This window comes from Kitasatospora azatica KCTC 9699 (assembly GCF_000744785.1).
Classification (GTDB): domain Bacteria; phylum Actinomycetota; class Actinomycetes; order Streptomycetales; family Streptomycetaceae; genus Kitasatospora; species Kitasatospora azatica.
On sequence record NZ_JQMO01000003.1, the window covers coordinates 5264357 to 5286320 of the forward strand.

15 protein-coding genes are annotated in these 21964 nt (G+C 68.0%); 8 read left to right on the top strand and 7 right to left on the bottom strand.

What is annotated here, in order from left to right; translation table 11 throughout:
• Positions 1–119: 119 nt before the first annotated feature.
• The 7 genes from drmB to BR98_RS33955 all read right to left on the bottom strand — a co-directional run bounded on the left by drmB (position 120) and on the right by BR98_RS33955 (position 11858).
• Positions 120–2042: a DUF1998 domain-containing protein gene (gene drmB / locus BR98_RS33925; protein WP_157538061.1), complete on the bottom strand. Its 1923-nt coding sequence runs from the start codon at positions 2040–2042 to the stop codon at positions 120–122.
• On the bottom strand, positions 2039–5512 hold the full coding sequence (locus tag BR98_RS33930) for a helicase-related protein (RefSeq protein ID WP_051970788.1): 3474 nt from the start codon (positions 5510–5512) through the stop codon (positions 2039–2041). Before BR98_RS33930 ends, drmB begins: the two co-directional genes overlap by 4 nt.
• Before the next feature lie 2 nt (positions 5513–5514).
• Positions 5515–7236: a nuclease-related domain-containing DEAD/DEAH box helicase gene (locus BR98_RS33935; RefSeq protein WP_035851053.1), complete on the bottom strand. Its 1722-nt coding sequence runs from the start codon at positions 7234–7236 to the stop codon at positions 5515–5517.
• A complete protein-coding gene (locus BR98_RS33940) occupies positions 7233–8804 on the bottom strand; it encodes a hypothetical protein (protein ID WP_035851057.1) in 1572 nt (523 codons plus the stop codon). The genes BR98_RS33935 and BR98_RS33940 overlap by 4 nt, the downstream gene beginning before the upstream one ends.
• Positions 8801–9769, bottom strand: a complete 969-nt coding sequence (locus BR98_RS33945; RefSeq protein ID WP_157538063.1) for a hypothetical protein — start codon at positions 9767–9769, stop codon at positions 8801–8803. Before BR98_RS33945 ends, BR98_RS33940 begins: the two co-directional genes overlap by 4 nt.
• 368 nt (positions 9770–10137) lie before the next feature.
• Positions 10138–10611, bottom strand: a complete 474-nt coding sequence (locus tag BR98_RS33950; protein ID WP_035851063.1) for an NUDIX domain-containing protein — start codon at positions 10609–10611, stop codon at positions 10138–10140.
• Between the two features lie 29 nt (positions 10612–10640).
• Entirely contained in the window at positions 10641–11858 is a 1218-nt protein-coding gene (locus BR98_RS33955) for a helix-turn-helix domain-containing protein (RefSeq protein ID WP_035851066.1), read from the bottom strand.
• 293 nt (positions 11859–12151) lie between these two features.
• Here BR98_RS33955 and BR98_RS38650 point away from each other — a divergent pair, with 293 nt between their 5' ends.
• From BR98_RS38650 to BR98_RS33990, 8 genes are all read left to right on the top strand, one after another.
• Positions 12152–12706, top strand: a complete 555-nt coding sequence (locus BR98_RS38650) for an ATP-binding protein (protein ID WP_083977318.1) — start codon at positions 12152–12154, stop codon at positions 12704–12706.
• Between the two features lie 235 nt (positions 12707–12941).
• Positions 12942–13751, top strand: coding sequence for a sugar phosphate isomerase/epimerase family protein (locus tag BR98_RS39905; RefSeq protein ID WP_035851068.1), 810 nt, complete (start codon positions 12942–12944; stop codon positions 13749–13751).
• Between the two features lie 86 nt (positions 13752–13837).
• Positions 13838–14860, top strand: a complete 1023-nt coding sequence (locus tag BR98_RS36865) for a Gfo/Idh/MocA family protein (protein ID WP_267886133.1) — start codon at positions 13838–13840, stop codon at positions 14858–14860.
• A gap of 2 nt (positions 14861–14862) precedes the next feature.
• A complete protein-coding gene (locus BR98_RS36870; RefSeq protein WP_051970792.1) occupies positions 14863–16578 on the top strand; it encodes a carbamoyltransferase family protein in 1716 nt (571 codons plus the stop codon).
• 267 nt (positions 16579–16845) lie between these two features.
• Positions 16846–18327 (top strand): radical SAM/SPASM domain-containing protein, encoded by a 1482-nt coding sequence (locus tag BR98_RS33975; RefSeq protein WP_157538065.1) that lies wholly within the window; start codon positions 16846–16848, stop codon positions 18325–18327.
• A gap of 16 nt (positions 18328–18343) precedes the next feature.
• Positions 18344–19897, top strand: a complete 1554-nt coding sequence (locus tag BR98_RS33980; protein WP_035851081.1) for a hypothetical protein — start codon at positions 18344–18346, stop codon at positions 19895–19897.
• Between the two features lie 248 nt (positions 19898–20145).
• Positions 20146–21003, top strand: coding sequence for a sugar phosphate isomerase/epimerase family protein (locus tag BR98_RS33985; protein ID WP_035854813.1), 858 nt, complete (start codon positions 20146–20148; stop codon positions 21001–21003).
• 181 nt (positions 21004–21184) lie between these two features.
• Positions 21185–21949 carry an NAD-dependent epimerase/dehydratase family protein gene (locus BR98_RS33990; RefSeq protein ID WP_035851084.1) on the top strand — a complete coding sequence of 255 codons (765 nt, stop codon included), beginning with the start codon at positions 21185–21187 and terminating at the stop codon, positions 21947–21949.
• Positions 21950–21964: the final 15 nt, after the last annotated feature.

The window sequence follows — 21964 nt, forward strand, 5'->3', positions numbered from 1 at the left end:
GATACGCCGACGCGACCGGCTCGGCGGAATCCTGCATGAGTACCGACATGCTGCATGACCAGTCCAGATGCGAATTCCGGCAAGTGCAGCGCTCTGAGCGCCACGTCGGCTGACCCATTTCACGCGAGGCTGCTGAAGAATCCCAGTCCGGGATCATCCAGAGTTCCGGCGACCAGTCCGCGGTCGAGGAAGCGGTTGAACTCCTCACACGCCGTTTCGGGCAGCAGAGCACAGCTGTGGCACGCTGCGAGGTTGCAGGAATCGGGCCCCTGGCCGTGGCTGTCCATGCAGACCGGGTCAGAGGAGCACCAGCGGGAATTGCTGATCGCGTTCTTCAGGACCTCTTCGAAGCGCTCAGGCTGACCCATGCGCACGAGCCCACCGAGGGTCCCTTCCGAGTCGCCAGCGGCAGTGTAGATGAGCAGGCCGTTCATTCCATCAGTCCCGGGCGAGACGTAGAGGCGTTCCCGCAGTGACGCCGAGCTGTAGCCGCACTCGAACGTCAGTTGGTTGATCAGCAGGTGGGCGAGCGTGTGCAGTAGAACGAGCCGGGGAGTTACCTGTCGTTCGACGAGGTGGCGTTCCTGGGCCACCATCTGGAACCGCTGGGCTATCGGGACGAGCCGGTTCTGCACCGACGGGGCTACTTCCCACTGCACCAGGAGTTCCGGATCGAGTTCCAGGTAGATGCCTTCCCCGAGCACGGTGTAGGCGGGGAGCCATGACTCGCCATCCTCCGGGGTCCGGCGACGCAGCAGGGCCATCCGGGCAGCGGTGTCCGGGTTGGACGACTCGGCGAAGATCCGGTTGAACCCCCAGAGGACACGGGTCTCCCGCAGCTTCTCGACGAGGCGTACGCGTGACACCAGCCGTCCGACGTCGTTGGCGGAGTCGGCCTCCTGCTCCCGGACAACAAGCTCGGTCGAGTCGATGGTGTCTCGGATGCGCGTGTACTCCTGCTGGCGGAACGGTGCCTGGTCCCCGTCGGCATCGGCCGTCAGCTCGGTGGAAGCCGCCGCCGGGCCCTCCAGGATCGAGAGCGCCGCCTCGATCTGCTCGTCGGTGAACTTCTCCAGGCGGAAGGCGTTCTTCCTCGCGGTCCGCCGCAGGCGGCTTGCGGTGAGGACCTCCCCGTCGTCCAGGACGCCGCGGGCATTCGCCCGCGCCCTGGCGATGGTCTGCTCCTCGAGAGCCTCGAGTACGCGGGGGTCTACTCCCGTTGACGATGCCTCAGGGATGAAGATGGAACTCTTGACCAGGGCGTAGTAGACGTTGGCCGCGCCGCGGAGGCTGCCGCGCAGCGGTTCTCCGCAGGGCTGTCCGGCCGTTGCCAGACCGAGCCAGGGCATAGCTCCACGGCACGAGAACTCAGTGCCGTCCTCCAGATGGGCGGTGAGGTAGGTGGTCTCGTCCTTGTCCCCCTGGTTGGGGCGTTCCACCGAGGTGATGCCCTCCAGCCCCCGGTCCTTGTGGCAGGTCTCGCAAACGACGCGCTGCGAGGCAAGAGTGCCGCCGCCGGAGGTCCGGAGCTTGAGCTTGGGTGAGCGACAGCTCGGGCTGACGGCCCGATGGACCCACTCGACCCAGGGGAAGTCCTGGAGGTGGCCGCGCTCGCACAGGGCCACGAAGGGAACCTGTGCGAGAAACGGTGCCCAGGATGCCTTTTGCCTGGGGCAGTTCGGGTTGGTGCAGCGCGGCCGGTCCGCGAGGTGCAGCGGGTGCTGGGTCAGGGCGCGGCACCGGGGGCAGAAGCTCCAGGCAGGGAAGCGCAGGACTGGTACCTGGAGCTTGGTGTTGTACTGGTCGGGGCTCGACCTGAAGCTGTCCCGGTAGTCCGGCGGGGTGTAGAGGGCCTCCACCCCGAGGTGGCGTTCCAGTCGCCATTCGTGGATGCGGAATTCCTCCTGGTCCAGCCTCTCCCCGGGGATGAACCAGTGGTCGAGGCCGGCGGTGATAACGGAGGTGCCGTCCGCGAGGACCTGCATGGCTCCCGGCCCGAACGGGGCGACGAGCTGAGAGCGCCGGATCTTGCCGCGGATCACTGCCTGGCCCCTTCGAGTGCATACTGCTGGGTGATTTCGGCGCGGCACTCTGCGTCGGCGCCGCGCATGGAGGTGGGCGTAGGCCAAGTGCTCTCCTCGACGATGCCGTCCGCATAGTGGCCTGCCGCCCGCATGAGGCTGCCGAGTACGGCGGTTCCGCCCGGTGTACCCCAGGTGGTCGGCTCCCAGTGGGACCACTCTTTTCGGAGCTTGCCCAGGACGGAGGCGACGTGGCTCTCCTCGCTGGGGTCGCAGATCGCGACCCGGGCGAGCAGGAGTTCCTCAGCCTCGTCGAACAGGGCCTTGGGGAAGGGGAACGGCGGCAGGGACTGCTCGGCTGTCTGACGGATGTACCCGACGGCGACGGCGTGCAGGGCGCGCTCCACAGCCGACGGCGCGAACGGGGTCGCGCTGGTGGGTTCGACCTGGGCGTACAGCCGTTGGTGGTAGCTGCGGAAGCGCTCGAAGTGGCTCCGGTCGCGTGGTTTGGCCGCTCCGTAGAGGGTGACTACCAGGCCGGGACGCTTGTCCCACTTGCGGCCGACGCGCCCGGTGACCTGGATGTACTGAGAGGTGTTCTTGGGCTGGCCCACTACGGCCATCAGGGACAGACGGTCGATGTCGATACCGACTTCGATAAGGCTGGACGCGAGGCAGACATCGATGGCTTTGCCGTCCTTGGCCTTCTGGGCAAGCTTCTCCATCGCTTCGGGAATCTGGTCCTGGCGGAGCCGACTCGTCATCTCCTCCACGCGGTTGAGGTAGCGGACCTCCGTACGGTCCGCACTGGAGCGGTTGTTGATGGTCTTGAGGTAGTCGGGGATGTCGGACTGCATCAGTGAGAGGGAGTTGCCGAGCTCGCGGAGGCTGTTGAAGAAGGCCATCAGCGTCCACCAGGGGTCCTGCTGCTCCCCGTCCGGAGCGTCCTTCGCTGCTTGCAGGAGTGAGGCGAAGGAGCGCACTTGGGTGGTCTGCATGGAACCGAGCGCGGGCGCGTGGACGCCGATGTACCTCCGCCCCGGGAGGAGCTCTCCGCTGGCGTGGTCGCGTGCGTATACCGCGAAGAACGAGTCCGCCGCGTCGATGCCGTGCGGAGGGAAGAGGTGGACCGTGTCGCGTGCGTACAGGGCACGGACCTGTTCCTCGTGGCGGCGGATGGTCGCCGTCGAGGCGATGATCTTCGGTGGGGCCGGAGCTGCTCCGCGCGAGTCGGTGCACAGGTTCTCGATGAGTCCCTCGTACAGGCCGGTCATCGAGCCGAGGGGGCCTGCGATCAGGTGCAGCTCGTCCTGGATCACGAGCTCGGGAGGCGAGTAGTCACGCTGTCCGGACTCTCCGAGTCCGAACAGGGCTCGTGCGCGGGGGTTCCAGGCGAGCAGCGCGAACTTGTCCACCGTCCCGATGACGAGGGACGGGCGGTACTCGTACACATCGTCGTCTACGACATAGACCGGGAGTGGGCGCCTGGTGGTGGAGAATTCGCAGTTCGTGTCAGGGCAGAGGAAGAGGACGCGTCCGCCGTACGCCTCGTAGCCCGCGATGGTGTTCTGCCTCTCGGTCTGCTGCGGCCTTCCGCGTGGGGTCCGGCTTCGCCCGCCTGACGCTGAGTCAGGGTCCTGGACGCTCTTCACCGGCCCCATCTGGGCGGCGCACCACGGGCAGCGCAGGAGCAGGAAGGGGTTGTCTCCCCCCTCGCGGGCGAGTGCCTTCAACGCTGAGACGGCGTCGCTGTTCTTGTTCGGCGTCGAGTCGCCACCGACCCAGATGCCGATGGAGAACCGCTCGCTGCCCAGCCCTTCCTCCCGGTCGCGCAGGTCTTCGAGCGCGCAGATCAGCCCGGCGGCGCGGAGGAACTGCTGCGCGGTCAGCAAGCGCAGGGTGTAGCGCATGAGGATGGTGACGCTGGCGTCGCTGGGTTCGCGCAGCCGCCGCAGCAGGATCGCGAAGGCGGAGAGGCCGAGATATGCCTCGGTCTTTCCACCCCCGGTGGGGAAGAAGATCAGGTCGACGGCGAGGCGGTCCGGATGCGCGGGGTCAGCGGTGGAGGGGATCGCGGCGAGCAGGAAGGCGATCTGGAAAGCGCGCCATGCACCGCGCCCCGCCTGTGCTGCGGCCTTCTCGTCGGGCGGTTCGCCCTCGACACGGATCCGCCCGTCGACGAGCCGGGTGGTGCGCAGCTCGGCGCCGGAACGCACCTGCTGCTTGAGCATGGCCGCGTTGGCCAGCCGGAAGGCCCGGCCGATCTGGCTGGCGGGGTCGCGGACGAGCTCGAGCCCTTCTCGCATGCGCTCCAGTGCCCTGGTGCAGTCGGCCATGTGCCGCTCGGCGGTCGCGCGGAACTCCTCTTCCAGTGCCGCCGCCTGGGTCCTATGTGCCTCGATCCAGCCCGCATACTCCGCCAGGACCCGTTCGAGCTGGGCCATGCCGCCCGGCTCGGTCCCGGCAAGCTGCGCCATAGAGACGGTCAGGGGCTGGCCGTCCTCCAGGACGATGTCGGGGGTGATACTGGGAGTCTCGTACTCCGGGAGCGGATCGGCCTTCGCCCACCGCGACCGTCCCGCGTTGTCGGGATCGTCCCAGTCGGCGGAACAGCCATGTCCGACGGCGTACGTTTGTGCGTGCCGGTAGATGAGCCGGAAGGACGCGTCGTCAGGGTGTGCTCCGGCTTCGGCGCTCTCGGGGTAGGGGACGATCCAGGTGTTCTCGGGAGTCGCTGTCATCCCGGCCTGGAAGAGGGATGCGGCATCCACCGCCCTAACTCCCGGCAGGGACCGGTTCACGAGGGCGATGGTCGTCAGGGTGCCTGCGGCGTGCCGCCGCAGGTTCACTGTCAGCCGCAGGTCGAGCCCCTCCAGTCCCGTGGACTCGCTGGCTACTGGGATCAGTTCGCGGTGGAGTCGGGGGATCCGCTCGAAGTGTTCAGGAGCCAGTCGCCACACCGCCTTGACCGGGATGCGGGTCCACCAGGTGCGCCGGGCCCCGCCCGGGAGGTCGATCCTGATCTGCTCATACCGGCCGCCGGTCGCCTCGATCTTCAGACCGGTCCGCGGATCCGGGGTCAGGAGGAACGAGATGCCCATGGCTGTGGGCCTGCGTTCGTTGGCGCCCGAGAGATCGAAGTCGGCGTCGTCAGAGGTCGCTCCCAACCGCCCGGCGGATCCTTCCCACGCCCCGGTCTGCGGCCCCTCGGTGTCCTCGGCGGTCAGGCCGGGCACGATGGCCTGGTCGGCGATCTTGGGGCTTGCCGCACCGGCGACGGGGTAGAGGACGCCGACGCCGTATCGGATCAGGGGGGCGCGCTCCAGGATCTCCTCGCCGGTGGCGGCATTGGTCCAGGGGCCGTATGAGTCCTCCTTCTTGTCGAAGGTGAACCTGTCCAGAGGCTTGCCGGCGGGCGATGGGCCCAGGAGCTCGTCCCGCAGGGCCCTGATGATCTCGTCACGGCCGGCTGTCCGGTCTTTCTCGGGCATGGCTATTCTCCCAGTACCAATCGGCGGAAGTCGGGGCGCGCGGTGTCCCGGGCGATGATGGTGAGGTCGTCGCGCGCCCGCGACGAGGCGATGTAGAAGAGAGCTTCGCTCCTGGCGTCCTTGATCTCCTCGATATCAGTGACGATCACTGCCGCCGCGTCCATTCCCTTGAACGCGTGGACTGTTCCGTAGGCGATGGCCCCGCTTTGCGGCTTGGCGAACGGGGCCAGCCGCCGGGACCATCGCGGGTCGGTGCACAGTTCTGCGGCACTGCCCTTCCCGCGGGTTGACAGCACCACGATCTCGTCCGTGGCGAAGCCGTCCGCGTGGAGCCTGGCTAGGTGCTTGACCAAGTGCTGGTCCTGCTCCGCAGGCGTGCTCCACCACTCCCGTACGGCCTCGCGGTCGTTCTCCGCGCGCAGGGTGTCGCTGTATCCGGGGTCCAGATGCGAGGTCTCCTCCACGTACTGGGAGATCGAGGGGACGTTGCGGCAGTTCGCCGTCAGGGTGAAGGACGCGGAAGCGGTGCCCGCTCGGTCCTTGAGCAGGCCGATTCCGGCATAGCCGGAGTCGTAGATCGCCTGGTTTGTGAAGTCGCCGAAGTGCAGCCACCTGCCGCTGCCGAGCCCTCCGCGGACGGACGTATCGAGGACGTCCAGGTAGGAGTCCAGCATGAGGTCCTGTGCCTCGTCGACGACCAGGGCGTCAAATGGCGGGAGCCCCTCGAGAAGCGCGCCGAGGGCGAGTTCCGGGAGTACTTCGGTGAAGAAGCCGCCCTCGCCCTTGTGATGCTCCGATGCGTTCGGTGCGAGCTTCCCCATATAACTGTGGAGTGTTCCCGCAGTTATCAGGCGGTCACTGGCGGTCTCCTCTTTGAGCCACTGGCCCAGGAGGTTGTTGTAGCAGCAGAGGAGCACACGCGAGCCGTCGGCGGCGAGTCGGCGGGCGGCCTCCAAGGCGATGAAGGTCTTGCCGGTGCCGGCCGCTCCCTTCACGATGCAGCGCGGATTCTCGGCGATCATGTCGAGCAACTGATACTGCTGCCGCGTGAACCGCTCGGCCTCCTCCTGTCGGCGGTAGCGACGGATCTTGGGCGGCTCGGCGAACTCGAAGCTTGGCCGCAGCTGGTCCGCGATGCGCGCGCAGTTCACCAGAGTCGGCTCAGCGTGTGACAGGGAGAACCAGGAGCGGACACTCGGGGTTCCGGCGAGGTGCTCACGATGGCCATTCAGGACGGCGCGCAGCAGGGCTGAGATGGAGTTGCGGTGGAAGGCGACCGTGTCGATCGCCTGCCAGCTGTGCCACTCGGTGGGGTTGGGCACCTGGAAGCGGGCGTGGGTGAAGCAGACAGCGGAGATGATGGGGAGGCGCGGCAGCTGGGGGTTAGCCTTCTTGAGCTGTGTGGCGATCGCGTGCATTGCCTCGTCGGCCTGCTTGAACGGCCCGCGGGCCTCCGGCTGCTGCTGACCGAGTTTCCAGTGGCCGTCTGCGAACCGGACGACGTGCAGGTGCGACTTCACTTCCAGGCAGACGACGCCGCTGCCCGGGACGATGACCACGAAGTCGGCCTCGCCCTGGACCTGCCTGGGGTGCTTGGCGATGCCCAGGGAGTGGAGTGCGATCCATCCTTCCGTGGCCGGATCGTCGCGCAGCCGTTCGAAGACCTCGCGCTCCCCTGGGCTGGTGCTCTCCGGGGCGAAGGACGGCGGGATCATTCGGGTCATCGGGTGTCCTCCGTTGCGCTGAGTCGGCAGAGGGCGTGCAGGGGGACCTGCAGGGTGTCGGGCAGGATGTCGTCGATGCGGGCGATGAGTGTCTCGCTATCCGGTCCGGTCGGGCTGACGGTGCACCAACCAGCTGCGACGAGTCGCTCCACGCTGTCCGGGGTCAGCGCCCGCTGGAGGTCGTGGGCGTACCGCTGCCCGGCGCTGCGGTGGGCGCTGTCGATCCGCCGCAGACGCTCCCAGGCTCCGTCGACGTCAGCCCCAAGCGCCAGGTAGCGCAGCACAACAGCGAAGTCGTCCTTGCTCCTCGGCCGGATACACCAGCCGCTTACCCAGTAGCCGACGTTGGCGGTGACGGCTCCCAGACTGCGGAGTTCGCCGGCGACGCCACGGATGCCTCGAGGGTGCCGCTCGGTCCGCTCCCATAGTCGCTTCTTCCATTCGGCCTGGGTGGCCCGCAGCGAGGCCGCGTCCAGGCCAAGGATGGCGTCCGCCCGGTCCATAAGGTCCTGGTGGTGGGAACGGTTCCGCAGGGCCAGGTAGTCACCGCGGCCCACGGAGGATGCGGAGACCTGCTCCACGTGGACGTCGGGGAGGTCCTCAGCGCGCAGCGCAAGGATGCGGGCGTCGGCATCTGTCGGCAGGAGCACATGGGAGCCGTCAGCGAGGACGGCCGCATGCGCTTCGACCTGGTCGGGGACACCGCGGTAGCTTCCTTCTGCCGGATACCGGGGGAACGAGGCTTGGATCTCCTCGCTGGGCGAGCACTCCTCGGCAGAAAGCAGGCCGACTCCTTCCGGTTCCGGCGGCTGCGGGCTCAGTGCCGACGTTTCCGGCGCTCCATATCGGAATGGCTTCGACTTCTTGATGGGGCGCGTGACGTGGGTGCTGACCGCTGGCCCGAACAGGAGCGGTGCCACTTCAGGGCTCTCGCGGAAGAAGCCGTAGTGCACGAGCGCGAGGTTTCCGATCCGGGGCGCATTGAGGAGCCCGGGGCGGATCCAGGCTGGTGGTCCGACGACTACAGCCGAGGCATAGATGTCGTGCCCGACAAGGTCGGCGTAGGTACCGATGCGCGTTTGGACGCCGTTCAGCGCCATGGCCTCGGCGACCGCGTCGGTGAACCTGCGGTCGGACAGGACGACGATCCCGTCACGGGGGTCCTCCAACGTGAGGAAGTCCCGCACGCAGTCGCCGAGCGGATCCCCGCCGTCAGCGGCGAGGCGCTCGAGGCTCAGCGTCGCAGTCCGCAACCGCTCCACGTGTCCAGGATCGGCGATGCCGTCGAAGCCGGCAGCGGCCGCTGCGAGTTGGCGGGCAGCGTCCTCGAACTGGAGCAGCGGCTCGTCGAACGGGAGCGGAACCGTGCAGACGAGTCTCCGGCACCGGCGCAGGAGGGCAGCGCTGGACCTCCAGAGTTCGGTGTCCTCAGCTTCCCCGAGGGCTCGCAGGAAGCCGGTCGCCGCGAAGACGAAGGCCCGCGCGGTGGGATGCTCGACGGGCTGGTCCCAGATCTCGCACTCCGCCGCGCAGGCGTAGACCTGGTCGATCTCTTCGAGCGTCGTCATGGGTTCCCCACCCTGCTCTGCCATGCGAGTACTTCGATCCCGGCAGGGACACGGGCGAGGTCCGCTGGGAGCGGCAGGTCCCGCAGGCTCCTCGCTCGGTAGCGTTCGAGGACGTCGGCTGCGGAGTCGCCGGAAGGCGCCGTACGCTCGACCAGCGCGACCGTGATCGGCGACATCCCCGCGCCGAGCCACCGGCAGACCGTCGCCGCGCCGTCCAGGATCGTGACTCTGGGCTTCCGCGCGGCAACGAGTTCACGGTAGTCCTCGGGGTCCTCCCGCGCTGGCAGCAGCAGGCTACGGAACTGGCGCGCCTTGTCGCGCACGCTGCGGAGCCGGAGCAGAGCGCTGAGCGGAATCGGCTCCGTCGCTGCGGAGGCTGCGACGAGGGTCCCGGACTCCTGCTGGATGGCCCTGCCATTGCCGACGATCGCGCAGTGGAGGGTGCTGAACCCGCAGAAGTCGGCGGCCGCGCCGGGGAACAGTCCGTCTGCGCCGTCCGGGATGTCGATCGGCTCCAGAGTGCGGCTCCGCCCCATGAATTCCCTCGGGCTGTCCGGCCAGCGGAGGACATCGATCCGGTACTGATCCGCCGGAAACCAGCTTCCGCCGACGTTGTAACCCTTGCGATTGTGCTTGATCACTGCCTCATTGAGGATGCCTACGAATCCGGTGGTGTTCCGCGTCGGGATGAGCCGGACGACGTGGCTCCTCGGTACAAGACTTACGGCTCTGTCGAACTGGGAGCCCTCAGGCGAGGTGTCCAACTGTGGCTGGAATGCCGCATACACCGCTCCGCATCCGAGGAGGACGCTGGCGTACTCGCGGGCGGGAACGGAGACTGCAACGGTTCCGCTGACGCCTTCCGCTGCCAGCTCCACGGCCCAGGCGCCGAGTTCAGCTAGCCAGGCAGCCCAGTTCGGGAGCGGGATACGCGCCTCGTCTGTGCACAGCAGCACTCCGCTCAACGGCGTGCGGCCCCCCGCCGATCCCACCCGAAACTCCTGTCCATGGCAACGCCTGGCACCTGCATAGTCACGCAATCAGCACCTGTGGTGGCGTCAGGTTACAGCACTCCCAATGGAGATCATCCCGGAGTGGTTTCTCCACTGCAGCGCAAGGCGGCCCCAGAGAACGATGGGTTTCCTGTTCGCCCCAGGGGCCAACGTCTCACCGGGTAGGCACACTGGAGATCAAGGGGTGCAGGTTCAAATCCTGTCGTCCCAACCTGGCAGATCGCTCAGGATGCATTTCCGAGCGATTCCGGCGCCATGGGTGTGCGGGACAACGTGCTCAACTTCGAGCACGTTGTGGTCGACCGCTGCGGGGAGTCGAGTCACGCTGGCAAGACTCCGTGCTCAAGGTAGGCCGTGCAGGTCGCATCCCTGGCCTGGAGTGCTGCGTGGATCCGGCGGGCCAGGCGGGGGATCAAGAGGCTGTCGATCTCGCTTGCACGGTGGAAGGCGTAGTCACCGATCTCGGTGCCATCGAGGACGATCTTCTCGCGGTGCTCGGCCGCGAGCGCTCCGCCGTCGAAGACGAAGAGCAGTTTGTCGCCTTCCGCCGGGTGAGGTGCCCAGTCAGCAACCAGCAGTCGGCCGATCGGCGGTGTGATGCCGAGTTCTTCGAGGACCTCGCGGGCGGCCCCTTCGGTCGGGGTCTCTCCGGGGTGTAGGTAGCCGCCAGGGATCTCCCAGCCGTCCTTGTAGGTGGGTTTGACCAGCAGGACGTGTCCGGAGGCGTCGAAGAAGAGCACGCCGGCGGCGACGCGTGGCTGGGCGACTGGTTCGTGGTCCTGGGCCGTGTTCACGGCTGTGACTGTAGTCGGTGGAGGAAGGGTCATTCGAGAAGCTGCAGGCGTTGTGCGAGCGCGGCCAGCCGTGGACTGGGCTTTCCACGCAGGGTGCGGACCCAGGTGCCGACCAGCTGGCGGGATATGAAGTGATCTCGGACCTGCTCGGGGGAGAGCTGCTCGGCGGCGAGCACGATGGCGAGCGCGTCGTCGGTTCGGTTACGGGCGCTGTGGGCGCGGGCGACTTCCAGCTTGTGCCGGACCTGGCGCTCGACGGGGAGCCCTGCGGCCTCGATCGACGGGCCGAGGTCGAGGGCGATCTGGACGTCGCCGAGTTCAGCCGCGGTGGAGACCTGGTGGATGGCGACGTTAGTGGGTCCGAAGGCTGTCCAGAGGTAGTTGGCGTCGTGGCCGAGCTGTTCGGCCGCGCTGGCCGAACTTCGCATGTAGTCCTGGACGGCGGCCCGCTCGCCGTCTCGGGCAGCAGCCATGGCGCCGACGAGAAGAAGAGTGCCGTACACCGACAGGAATGCGGGGGACGCGGGATGCCGCGCGGCCGTCAGATAGCTGGCTGCGTCAGAAGTGACGTCCTGAGCGGCGGTGAAGCGGCCACACGAGAGCAAGCTATGCGCCACGGATCGGAAGAGCGACCCGATGACCAGGGGATCGCCGCAGTGCTGAGCGGCCGTAAGGCCACGGTCGGCCGCGATCCACGCGAGATGCGCTTCTCCGGTACGCGCCAGGATCGTGGCGGCCAGGTGGTGGGTCAGGGCCAGCATGGAGTAGGCCCGTAACTGGTCGTCTCCGTGATGTCGCTGTGCCGCCTGGTGGGAGTGAGCGAGCAGCGAGGGGAGGTGGTGGACCGCGACCGAGTAGTGGGCGTGCTGGCAGGCGTCCCAGGCGGAGCGGAGGCGGGCGTCGAGGACGTCCAGCTCGATCAGCCCTCCATTCGACCCGTGATCCAGCACGGGCGAGATGGAGCGGTAGTCCGTGAGGGCGTCGCGGAGGGACTCGACAACGCTGGCGCGGGCAGGCGCGCTCTGGGCCTGGACTGAGGGCTCATCAAGCAGGTCGCCCAGCCGGATGCGCAACGCGTCGGCAACGCTTCTGATCACCGCGAGCCTGTCCATGGCGATGCGGTCGTTCTCCACCTTGCTGAGCCAGTCGGTGCTCCTCCCGACGAGGCCGGCGAGCACCTCCTGAGACATCCCGCGACGTCGCCGGTACCACGTGATGCGCTCGCCGATTGTCAAGCCGTCGGTCATCGTTGGTTCGCCCCCCAGCGTCCCATCCGTCCGCGATCGGACCCCGGAAGAATTTTCCGGGTTGTCATCCCTTCCCAGCTCTAGCGTTCTGACTCTACTTCGGAACTGACGATGCGTTGGCCGGAGCGTAGGGCTCATGCGGATGGGCCGCTCACTCATAAACGCTCATAACTGGCCGGGGTGTTGGTCGGCATCGTAGTGATCGTAGTGAGGGCGGCGGAGGCCGTCGGGAGAACCGCGTCTTCTTCCGCCCGGTGATCGGGTTCCGCCGAACGCGACGAGGAGGTGGGCAGATGCTGCGTCATGGCACGATCAGCGGGTCTGGCACGGTGCCGGCGTTGTCTCAACTGGCCGAACACCAAGCGGGGATACCGCAGCTGGCTCGTGACATCGAGGCAGGACCAGCCGCTGCGCGGACGGCCAGATGGGCAGTTCGGGACGAGTACGCGGGGCGGCTGACCCCAGACATTGCCGGGGATCTCGAGCTGATCGTGACTGAGCTTGTGGAGAACGCCAGTGCGGTAACGGTGGAGGGCGCCAAGGTGCACGTGGACGTCCGGCCGTACAGCACTCGTCTGCTCATCGAAGTCACCGATTCCTGTGACCGGGCGCCTGAACCTCGTCGCGCCGCAGATCTGGACGAGGATGGTCGCGGCCTTCTCCTGGTCGGCGAGCTCAGCGAGTCCTGGGGCTGGTACCCGAGCGGCGAAGGAAAAGTCGTCTGGGCCCTATGCGCCCTGCCCGACCGAACTGCGCCGACACTCGGCAGCGGCCCGACGCCGACGAAGGCACCCGATATCGCCGCCAACGGCGCGTCGCCGAGCGGCGAAGGACGTAGGAGACAGTGACGGACCGGGTCGCCCTCGTGACGGCTCCCTCAACCGGCGGCCCCGCGCTCCTCGCGAAGCCCCAGCCGTAGCCTCATCGCGCTCACCAGCGCCGTATTGGCCAGTCGAGCGGATCCCGGGTCGCAACTCGCCTGATCAAGGCCGAAGTTCCTGTCCCGACTGCCTGCTGCTGCCGATCTCAGCTTTCAACCGCGAAGGGCCTCGCCCTCGCTTGTACGAGAGGAACAGAAACAACGTGAAGCTCTCGATTATCACCGATGAGGTCTCCCAGGACCCGCTGGTCGCGATCAAGTACGCCGTCGCGCAGGGCATCCGGCACGTAGCCGTGCGCTCCATCTGGGGGAAGAACATCCTTCAGTGCGACGACCAGGACGTCGAGCGTCTCGCGGAGTTGTTCCGGCGGCACGACCTCGCGGTCACGTCCATCATGTCGCCGCTCTTCAAGTGCCTCCCCATCGACACCCCTGGGCCGCACCTGGTCGATCCTCACTTCGTCGGCTTTCAGCCGATCCTTTCGAATCACCTCGACGCCGCGGCGCGGCTCCCCGCGCTCGCTGCCGCCTTCCAGGCGCCGACCGTCCGGATCTTCACCTTCCTGACGGCGGAGCCGATCGCAGCTACCCTTACGGCGCCTCAGATCGACAGCATCACGCAGGCCGTGGAGGACTGGCCGGCCCGTCTGGCAGCCGTGGAGAACGAGTACGTCTGCCACGTGCGGACGCTCCCTGAGCTTGAGCGCTTCACCGCCCTCGCGGGACTGTCCGCTGTAGTGGACCCATGCAATAGCTACCTCGCGACGGGCAGCGACGGGCTCGACGAGCTCAGCGAGGAACTGCTGGCCCGGACGGTTGACGTGCACGTAAAGGACCGTCAGTACGGACGGTATGTACCGGTTGGCGACGGGACCTTGCGCTGGCCGCAAATCTTCGACCGGCTCCACGGTCTCGGGTACTCCGGCACCATCACCTTGGAGTCGCACCTGCGCGGCGACCTTGACGGCCTGGACCGCTCGATCGCCGCGCTGCGCAAGTGGGTGACTCCGTGACCCAGCTCGCTCGCATCACCGAGGTGCTGTCGACCCGACCCACGGGGTCTGGGTCTGTGGGAGACAGCCCACTCGGAGTCGTCGTGGTGGGGCACGGGCGCTGGGGCGCCAACCATGCCCGAGCGGTGACCGACGCGCATGGCGTCAGGCTGCAGGGCGTAGTGGACCCTCGGCCCGAGGCTCGCGATCTCGCTCGGCAGCGGTACGGCGTACCGGTGTGGTCCACGCTGGCACACGCTCTGGACGACGACCGGGTGGAGGCCGTGGTGGTTGCCACTCCGGCGCACACCCACGCGGACATGGTCGGTGCGGCACTGCGTGCCGGCCGCCACGTGCTCGTGGAGAAGCCAGCTGCCATGAGCACGGCCGACGCCGAGGCCATGGTGGCCGAGGCGGACGCGAGGGGCCTCCAGGTCTCGGTGGGCCACACCTTCCTCTACACCCAGCCTCTCCGGAACCTCGCACGGTGGCTGCGGGACGGCGCCCCGAGTACGCCGTGGCTGCTCCGTAGCGAGCGACTTGGCGGCCAACGCCGACCCGACTGCGACGTGTTGTGGAACTTCGGGCCGCACGACGTGTCGATCCTGCTTCACCTGCTGGCCGAACCGGTGCTGGAGGTGGCAGCGCGGGGTCACCGATTCCCCGGGGGTCGGCATCTGGACGCCGTGACTCTCGACCTGGGGTTCGCCTCAGGAGTCCGCGGTGAGGTCTATCTGGGCTGGCGGCACCCAGGCGCGAAGCGCTCGCTGCGCGTGCTGGGTGAGGACTGGGCGGTGACGTACCGCCATGGCCACGTGAACGGCGAGGACACCCTGACGCGCACGGGCGCGCAGAGCAGTCCACAGAGCGACAACGTCCTCAGCAGCGGCTGCAACCAAGGCCAGCGGAGTGGCAGCCTGCACGGCTACCAGGAGCCGCTGAAAGTCGAGCTCGAAGAGTTCGCCGTGGCCTGCCGGACCGGTCGCCCCACGGTGACTGGACCAGATCACCTCGTGGCGGTCACGAGCGTCCTGGAGGCAGCCGCCCGCTCGGCGGCCCGAGACGGCCAGGCGGAGGTACCCGACCGGGTGGGCGTCGCCGGCAGGCGACCACAACTGGGGAGGCGTTGAGCATGGACATCCTGGGCGTCAACCTGACCCGGACATCCACCGGTACCGACCTCTACGACGGGGCGGCGGTTCTCCTGCGTGACGGGGTGCCGATGGTCGCCATCGCAGAAGAGCGACTCACCCGCGCGAAGCACTGCGGATCGGTCCGATTGGCGAGCCAGTACTGCCTCGACGCGGCCGGGACCGACATCCGCTCGGTCGACTACGTCGCGGTCAGCATCTGCTGCGAGGTTCCGCCGCCGGCGGACTGGGCCGCTCACTCGCTGCGCCTGCAGGGGCTGGACGTTCGAGACGATCAGGTCGTCGTCGTGCCGTCGCATCACCTCTCGCACGCCGCGAGCGCCTTCCTCGCCAGTCCCTTCCAGCAGGCGATCACGGTAGTGGCCGACAATGAGGGAAACATCCTCGGGCCGCGTACCAGGCAGGAGTACTGGCTCAACAGCTTGGAGCGGACCACCGTTTGGGCCTGCACCAGTGGGATCGGGACGGAGATCCGGCGGATCGCCAGCCACGGCGACCAGCCTGACGAGATCTCACTCGGTGCGGCGTACAACTACATCACCAAGTGGCTCGGCTTCTCCAGTTACCACGATGCCGGACAGACGATGGCCCTGGCGGCCCACGCCACCGGAAAGTGGAGCGACTCGCGGCTCTTCGAATGGGAGGCGGGCCGACTGCTGTGCCGACTTCCTCAGCGAAACGACGCGAAGGTCGAAGCCGTCGCTGGCTGGCTTAACGCAGAGTTCGGCATCCCGCTCGATCAGGGCCGCGACCCCGGAGAGCCCATCACCGAACTCCACCACGAGGTGGCGGGACTCGCACAGTCCGCCCTGGAGCGCGCCCTTCTCGACCTGGTGCGCCGCGCCGTCGAGGAGACCGGGATCCGTACGGTCTGCCTGGCCGGCGGTTCGGCGTTGAACTGCGTCGCCAACCACAGAATCGCGAGAGAACTGGATCTCGACGGCCTCTTCATCCAGCCGGCCGCCTCCGACGTTGGGCAGGCCCTCGGCAACGCGCTCTGGACCTGGCACTGCCTGCTCGGCCAGACACGCCGCTGGGCCATGAACAGCGCGGCGCTCGGTCGTCCCTACGAGGCGGCCGAGGTCAGGCGGGCGGCCGAGGAATACGCAGCCCACATCGATGTGGAGCCGTCGCCAGACGTGGTGGGAGCGGTCGCGTCGAGGCTCGCCCAAGGACAGATCGTCGGCTGGTTCAGCGGCGGCAGCGAGTACGGGATACGAGCGCTCGGGCAGCGCAGCATCCTCGGGGACCCGCGACGGCTCGAAACCAAGACCCGCCTGGACCTTGAGATCAAATGCCGCGAGCCGTTCCGTCCGTACGCCCCGAGCGTCACCGCCGAGTCGGCGTCCGAATGGTTCGACCTCACCGAGCGCGAGATCGCTCCCGGCGCGCCGGCCACCTTCATGCTCCAGGCCGCACCCGTCCGGCGCCATCTGCGGTTCCGTATCCCCGCCGTCGTACACGTCGACGGCACGGCCCGAGTCCACGTCGTACACCCCGGTCAGAACGCCGACTACCACGCACTCATCGAGCGATTCCGCCAGCTCACGGGAATCCCAGTCCTCCTCAACACCTCCTTCAACGCCGCCGGAAACCCGATCGTCGAGACCCCCGGCGACGCCATCGCCGAGTTCCTCGCCATGGGGCTGGACTGCCTCCTGCTCGACGGTCTCCTCATCACGCCTCGACGCCGCTGACCCGACTGATGTCCCGAGAGCGATCCAACCCATCTCGAATGACTGGGAGTTATCGTGGAACCCTCGTTCAGCACCGACGCCGGTGGCTGCGGCTCATGCTCGTCCTCCGCAGCTGCCCCACCGCAGGTCATCCTCCCGATCCCGCGCCTGCGCCCGGCCCTCGTCCCGCCCGCAGACGACTACAGTCGTGACGGCCTCCCGGCCCTCAGCACGAGCACCGGCACCGCCACGACTCACGTGTACCTCGACTCCGGCGCCCTTCCGGCCGTGGCCGCTCGCAAGGGCGGACCGCAACCGGAGACCAACACCGCGCTCATCGACCTCGGCGGCGGCGCATGGTGCCTGAACCACGCCCTGCGACAGGAACAGCTCTACGGCGGACGCGTCCTACGGGACACCTTCGAAGACCTCAAGGTCGGGAGGAAGCCCGCTGACCCGGTACTCGCCCAGGTGATGCAGGCACAGGGCTTCATCACAGCAGCAGGCGGACAGGCGGAGGCGTTCCACCGCGACCTGATGCGGCAGGAGGACACCAAGACGGAGGTCCAGCCCTCCTTCACCCTTCTGAGAATCCTGCTGACCGACGTCTGCAACCTCTCCTGCACGTACTGCAAGGTCATCCCCAACGTCCTTGCCCCGCAGGCCGAACCGACGGACGCCGACCGCCTCGCGGAGGTGATCGACTTCTTCTTCACCCACTCCGAGGTCAGCCGCCCGAAGATCATCCACATCACCGGAGGCGAGCCGACGCTCTTCTTCCACCAGATCCAGCACATCGTCGAGGTCGCCGAGCGCGCCGCACGCCCCGGCGAGAACTTCTGGTTCGTCATCGGCACCAACGCGACCCTGATCCGCGACCGTCAGGCCGCCTTCCTCGCCGAGCACGACGTGAAGTGCATCGTCTCCATGGACGGCCCCGCCGACGTCCACGATGCCCTGCGTCGCAATCACGGTGGCCGCGGCTCGTGGCGCATGGTCGACGCCGGTGTTCGCCAGCTCAAGAAGGCGGGCGCGGAGGTCTCGCTGTCGATGGTCCTCGGCCAGCACAACCTCGATCGCGCCGAGGGGATCATCGAGTGGTTCCTCGACACCTACCAGCCCACCGGCCTCGGGGTGAACTTCATGAAGCCACCCACCCCGGACCAGAAGGACTACGACCAGCTCATCGACCCGGACCGCTACGCCGACCGGATGTACGCCATCCACCAGCGGTTCCGCGACCGCGGACTGTTCCTGGAACTCGTCTACCGCAAGCTCCAGCCCTTCGTTCAGCAGCGCTACCGCTTCCACGACTGCGGGGCCGCCGGCGGAACCAACCTCAACGTCGACGCCAAGGGCAACGTCGGGCCGTGCAAGAGCTTCCTCGTCATGGACCGGCTCGCCATGCGCCAACTCGACATCGACGCCTACCGGTCCACCGTCGTGGACAAGTGGCGCAAGCGCTCGCCCATCTACTACACCCACTGCGATGGCTGCCAGGCCCGAGGCATGTGCGGCAACGGCTGCGCCTACGACGCGATGGTCCACACCGGCGACGAGATGGCCATCGACATCCGCAGCTGCCAGTACACGAAGCGGTTCAACAGGCTCTTCATCGACGACCTTTTCCAGCAGGTCCGCCCCGAGGGCCAGCTCTCCGACAGCTGGTGGCATCTGCCCAGCCCGGCTGAGCGCCAGCGGCTGTTCGGCGAGGTCTCCGCCAGGCCGCGAACTCTGTCCTACTCGATCGGCCACCAGACGCTCGACTGATTGCCCCGGAGGAGATATGACTACGACATCCGCTCTGACCCAGGCGACGTCAGACTCACTGCGCCTGCGTGATACCGCCACGGAGGCGTTCCGCGACCACCTCCTGCCGGCGATCCGGACGCACCTCCCGGAGATCGAGAACCGGATCAGCGTCAACATCACCTCCTCGGTCGCGTACGGAGCCGCGGACGAGCACTCCGACCTCGACGTCTTCGTCATGTTCGAACGCGAGCGCGACTACGTCCGGCATGCAGCCGAGCTGCAGAAGCTGATCGACAACCTCCACCTCGACGCTCTCTACGGCGAGGTGTGTGACAAGGGCATGCGTTTCGAGATCGAGAGTCTCTCTCGGGCGGACCTCAGCGCGATCTACCGCCACCCTGAGCGGCCCGAGCACTGGCACCGGCAGAGCGAATGGCTGTTGTCCTGGTTCCTCGACTCACACCCCATCCACGACCCGTCGGGGATCCATGCAACGCTCCAGCGGCGCGCCGGGCGGTGGCCCGACGACATCCTGCAGGGGCGCCAGGACGACGCGCTTACTCGGATCTCGACCTGGACGGCGGCTGCCCGCCGCTTCCTGGTGGATCAGGGGCCGAGCTTTGTCGCGGTGCGCAGTGCATACCGTGCCGCTACGGCCTCGTTGGAGTTCGCCTACCTCCAGGCCGGTCTCTATGCACCTCACCCAAAGTGGAGGAGCGCGTATGCCGGGGTCATGCTTCGCCAAAATCCTGACGCGCAGCGGCCTCTGGAAGTCCACCAGCGGCTTGCCGAAGAGCTGGTCGCATCGCCCTTGACCACCGGCGGGCTCGACGACCTGCTGCTCGGTCATCTCGACGGTAGCGACCTCAGTAATCCCCCTTCACCGGTGGAAGGTTGGTGGCCCGTGCTGCGTGACCGCGCCGAACTCTTCGTCGATGAGCACGGCAGCATCTGGGCGGCGCGCGACCGTGCCCCGGGACGGGCGTTCCATGTCGCAGCGCGGGCAGCCGCAGCGATGGGCGAGACGGTCTACCTCGGGTCGGAGCTGGGCTGCGATCGCATCGACAGCCGGACGTACGACGGGAGCATGCGAGTCGCAGAGCCGTTCCGCTGGCTGATCGAGCGTCAAGTCGACCTGCCAGGGCGACCCGCCATCGATTCGAACTCCTCAGCACATCTCCGCAGGTGGCGGTTCCTCAACTTCATCATCTGGCGGAAGCTGAGGGTGGTCGACAAGGCGTCGAAGAGGGGGCAGGCGTTCACCTGCCGGTGGTACCAGCTCCAGGTGGTCGATCATCTGATGGAGGCGCAGGCCTTGCTCGCGGGTACCCATCTGCCCCCGCTGCACCGGTACGAAGCCTCGACACTAGGGTTCCTGACAGCGCCGATGTTGCGAGCCCTGACCGGCCAGCCGGCAGAGGTCCTGATCGGCGACGTTCAGGACTTCTTGGGCTGGGGCTGGCGGGAGTTCGCGGAGCTTCAGCTAGCCATGACCAAGCGTGGCCTGCTGAGTGATCAAGCGGCACGCGATCCGTTGGCCACCCAGTGGGAGATCCAGTACTGGAAGTACGAGAACCTCTTCAGCTGAACTCTCGCCCTCCGGGACCTCTCGTGCGAGGTCGCCCCGCACTTGGCCGCGCAGCGGCGCAATGCGCGCCGCCGATCCGCAACCTGCCGCTCCCGCACTCCCGAGCGGCGCAATGCGCGCCGCCGATCCGCAACCTGCCGCTCCCGCACTCCCGAGCGGCGCGTTCGCGAGCATCACGGCTCCCCGCAGAACCTCCTGATCGTGCGGGGAGCCGCTTTTCCCGATACCGCTTCGTCTTGGAGACCACCGTGGACTCACACCCGGCGGGCACGCTGGTACTTAATCCGGACGAGCTCGGGCAGGACCCGGCTCATGGAATGGACCTCGCCCTGGCGCTGGGCATCACCGAGTTGGAGATCCGCACGGCGTGGGGCGCCAACGTCGTGATGCTGGGCGACGACAGGCTGCGGCGCTTGCGCGGCATGGCCGAGGAGCGTGGCCTGCGGGTGGCGGCGCTGGCCTCTCCACTGTGGAAGTGGTGCCAGCCGCAGGCGACGCCGGGGCTGGTGGACAGTTTCGGTTTCCCCGCTCGGGTCGCGCGAAGCGAGCGGCTGGGGTGGGTGGAGCGGGCGGTCCAGGCGGCGCGGGCTCTGGGCGCGCCTGCGGTGCGGGTGTTCTCCCACCTGCGTGTCGAGCCGGACCTGACGGAGCATCTGGTCGGTGACCCGCTGTTGGCGAGGGCCCTGGAGGTTGCGAACGCGGCGGGAGTGCGGCTTCTGCTGGAGAACGAGCCGGTCTGCACCGTCGCCCACGCCGACGAACTGCTGGAGATGCTCGGCCGCTACCACGGTCAGGGACTCGGGCTGTGGCTGGACGTGGCGAACCTCCACGAGGTCGGCCAGGCCATGCCGGAGGTGGTGGGGTCCCTGGCCCCGTACGTGGAGTACGTGCACGTCAAGGACTACCGTCCGGCTGCGGACGGAGGCCGGGTGTTCTGCGCGGCGGGCGCCGGGTGCGTTCCCTACCCGCAGCTGCTGCCCCTGCTGGACGCAGCCCGTCCGACCCTGCCGTACGCGCTGGAGACCCATGTGCGCGACGCCCCAGCCGACGCGCTCGCTGCGGGGGCCGCCTTCCTGCGTGCGACGCTGCCGGGAGGCCTGGCGTGAGCGGGTCCCGTTTGTTGGCGCCGGCGAGGTCGGCGCGACGCACCTGGGTGCCCTGGCCGCCCTGGGGCCGATCGGTCTTGCGGCGGAGGCCGTCGCCGATCCCGCGCCCCGCAGCGCGGTACGTGCGGGTACCCGCGAGCGACGACGGCGTGGCAGCGATGCTCCACCACGCCCCTCGCTCGTGAGCAGCCCTCTCCTGGTCACCGGAGCGAGCGGCGCCATCGGCACACACCTGGCCACGGACCTAACCGCCCAAGGCGTCCGGCTGCGGCTGCTCGACCGGCGATCGCCCGCTGCCGGTCCTCCCGCCGACGCCGAGTTCGTCCAGGCCGACCTGTGCGACCAGGAGGCTGTCGAGAGGGCCGCCGCAGGGGCGTGCGCGATCATCCACCTTGCGGGCAGCAGCCAAGAGGGGTCCTTCGCCGACATGGTGGAGCACAACATCACCGGCACCCACCACGTCCTTGAGGCGGCCCGTCGTCAGCGGGTACCGCGCGTGGTGCTGGCCAGCAGCCACCACGTCACCGGCCTGAATCCCGCCAGCGGGCCAGAGAACGAGCCGCTGGCGCCGGACAGCTTCTACGCCGTCAGCAAGGTCACCATGGAGGCGCTCGGCTACCTCTACGCGCACAAGGGAGGCCTGGAGGTCGTCGCGGTCCGGATCGGCAGCTGCCGGCCCCGCCCCAGCGAGCCCCGCCACCGAGTGACCTGGCTCAGTCCCCGAGATGCCACCGCCCTGCTGTACGCCGCGGCAACCCGCCCCCTGCCGAGCCGATTCCTCACCCTGTACGGCACCTCTGGCAACGCGGAGCGCTGGTGGCCCCGCACCGGCTGGGACACCCTCGGCTACCAGGCCGCCGACAGCGCTGACCGGCACCCCGACCCCGGGCCGCTCACCGACCGCTGGACGGGCGGAGCCTTCGCCGACCATCAACTCCCCTCATAAGAGGAGCCGCGCCGA